This is a genomic window from Rhizomonospora bruguierae, from assembly GCF_018397995.1.
Classification (GTDB): Bacteria; Actinomycetota; Actinomycetes; order Mycobacteriales; family Micromonosporaceae; genus Rhizomonospora; species Rhizomonospora bruguierae.
The window spans coordinates 1-2,219 of the sequence record NZ_BBQH01000130.1 but is presented as its reverse complement, the minus strand read 5'-3'; the positions used below and the strand labels follow the sequence as shown (position 1 = coordinate 2,219).

The following is a 2,219-nucleotide window of genomic DNA, read 5'->3' as shown; positions in this document are numbered from 1 at the left end:
CACCGTATCGATGCCTTCGCCACCTCCGCCAGCGGTCCCCGGCTCATCGAGGTCAGGTGCTCCCGCCCGCAGGATGCGAAGCAGTCGTGACCGGATCTGGATCGAGCGCGCCGGCCGGGTGGCCGCCGTTGCCGCCTTTCGCGATCGGCAGCAGCGTCGAAATCAGCCGAACGATCAGTGAGAGCGACGTGTACCTGTACGCCGGTCTCACCGGTGACCTCGGCCGCAACCATCTCGATGAGGAGTACTCGAAGTCGACGGCGTACGGCCGGCGGGTCGTGCACGGCACCTACCTCGTCGGCCTCGCATCCGCGGCTTCCACCTACTTCGGCCAGCGGTACGACAAGGGGCCCTTTCGGGGCGCCTCCTACGGCTACGACCGGGTCCGGTTCGTCCGCCCGGTCTTCATCGGAGACACGGTCACCCTGACCTACACCATCGTCGACATATCCCCCGAAGACCTGGTCTCCCGGGCAGAGGTGATCGGGCGTAACCAGAGAGGCGATACATGTTTCGCGGCGACACATATCTCGAAGGGACTGCCGGTCCCGCGGTTTCGGGCGGAGGGCTGAGGCGATGACGGAGCCCACGAACGCAACCGACCGGCTCGCGGGCAAGGTCGCCCTGGTCACCGGCGCGGGTACCGGGCTTGGCAACGCGATCGCGCGGAGGATGGCCGCAGCGGGTGCACACGTCGTGGCCAGCGGACTCCAGGCCAAGGCCGCGGCCGGCATCGACAGCGACCTGTCGATGGAGTGGATCAAAATCGACGTGCGGCGACGTGACGAGGTCGATGCCACCGTGGGGGAGATCTTCGCCCGCCTGGGCACGATCGACATCGCCGTCAACAACGCGGGGATCTTCCCGGGTGTGGAGTCGTCGGTTCACCAGGACCCGGCACTCTGGACCGACGTGATCGAGACGAACCTCAACGGCACCTGGCACGTCGCCTCGAGCATCATCCGCCGGCTCCTCGACGCGGATCGGACGGGAACGATCGTCAACATCTCATCCCGCCTGGGCCTGACCGGCGGCGGATCCGGCCGGGCGAGTTACTGCGCCTCGAAGGCGGCGGTCTCAAACCTGACCAGGCAGCTCGCTGTCGAGTATGGACCGAGGGGCATCAGGATCAACGCGATCTGTCCCGGTTTCGTCCCGGGCACCGCCGCCCAGTTGAGCCAGAACGCCGAGCGTATCGCGCTCGCACTGCAACAGACCCCCTACACACGCCTAGGGCTGCCGGAGGACGTCGCGGCCGCGGCGGTCTTCCTCGCCAGCGACGAGGCCGCGTTCATCAACGGGCACAACCTTGCTGTGGACGGTGGCGCCTCGGTCCGGCCGTAAGCGTACGACCGCAGGCATTTCCATATCTGAAGGGGTGGGAACGTGACACTAAGACACGAACGGCGGGGCTCGGTAGCCACGGTTATCCTCGATCGTCCACATAAGATCAATGCAATCAACAACGACATGCGGTCCGCTTTCGCGAAGGCATTTGAGGAGATCGAGCAAGACGTATCGGTAAAGGTGGCCGTCGTTCGGGGGGCTGGGCCGAAGGGGTCCTGCTCCGGGGCGGACATGTCCGAGATCAGCGGGCGCACGGGCCTGGAACGGCGCCGCCAGATCTCGTCCGACCCGGCCAACGTGGTCCGGGCCTGCACCAAACCAGTCATTGCCGCACTCCACGGCTACACCCTCGGCGTCCGCGTCGCGTCACGTTCGGCGCTCTTTGGCTATCCGGAGATCCGACACGGATGGATTCCGGGCGGCGGGGGCGGCACCCAGACGTTGCCCCGGCTCGTCGGCATGGGGCAAGCGATGCTCATGACCCTCACCGGCCGCACGATAACCGCCGAGGAAGCGTTCCGGATCGGTCTGGTGCAACAGGTCTGCGCCGACGAGGATCTCGTGTCCGAGACCGAATCGCTGGCCGACGAGATCGCAAGATGTCGCGTGGATGCCCTGGTCGTCGCCAAGGCCGGTTTGCGGATGACCGAACGCGCCGACCTCATCACCGGGCTGCAGTACGAGAAGGAACTCAGCACCCTTACCTACTACTTCGAGAACCGCGCCGAGGCGCTTGCCGCGTTCGCCGAGCGCCGCGCGCCGAACTTCGGCGAGTAGGACGAGCGATGGCGACGACGAAAGTTCTCAGCGGCGCCGAGGCGGCCGACCTCGTACCGGAGGGTGCCACCCTCGCGCTGTCCGGAGGCGGTTAC

3 protein-coding genes are annotated in these 2,219 nt (G+C 66.6%); all 3 read left to right on the top strand.

Annotated features, from left to right (window positions below):
- The first annotated feature begins 128 nt into the window (after positions 1-128).
- Genes KJS59_RS30405 through KJS59_RS30395 form a run of 3 tightly spaced genes read left to right on the top strand, consistent with a single transcriptional unit; the run spans position 129 to position 2,124 of the window.
- Positions 129-572, top strand: a complete 444-nt coding sequence (locus KJS59_RS30405) for a MaoC/PaaZ C-terminal domain-containing protein (RefSeq protein ID WP_213457413.1) — start codon at positions 129-131, stop codon at positions 570-572.
- A gap of 4 nt (positions 573-576) precedes the next feature.
- A complete protein-coding gene (locus KJS59_RS30400) occupies positions 577-1,344 on the top strand; it encodes an SDR family NAD(P)-dependent oxidoreductase (protein ID WP_213457411.1) in 768 nt (255 codons plus the stop codon).
- A gap of 42 nt (positions 1,345-1,386) precedes the next feature.
- Positions 1,387-2,124: an enoyl-CoA hydratase/isomerase family protein gene (locus KJS59_RS30395; protein WP_213457409.1), complete on the top strand. Its 738-nt coding sequence runs from the start codon at positions 1,387-1,389 to the stop codon at positions 2,122-2,124.
- Positions 2,125-2,219: the final 95 nt, after the last annotated feature.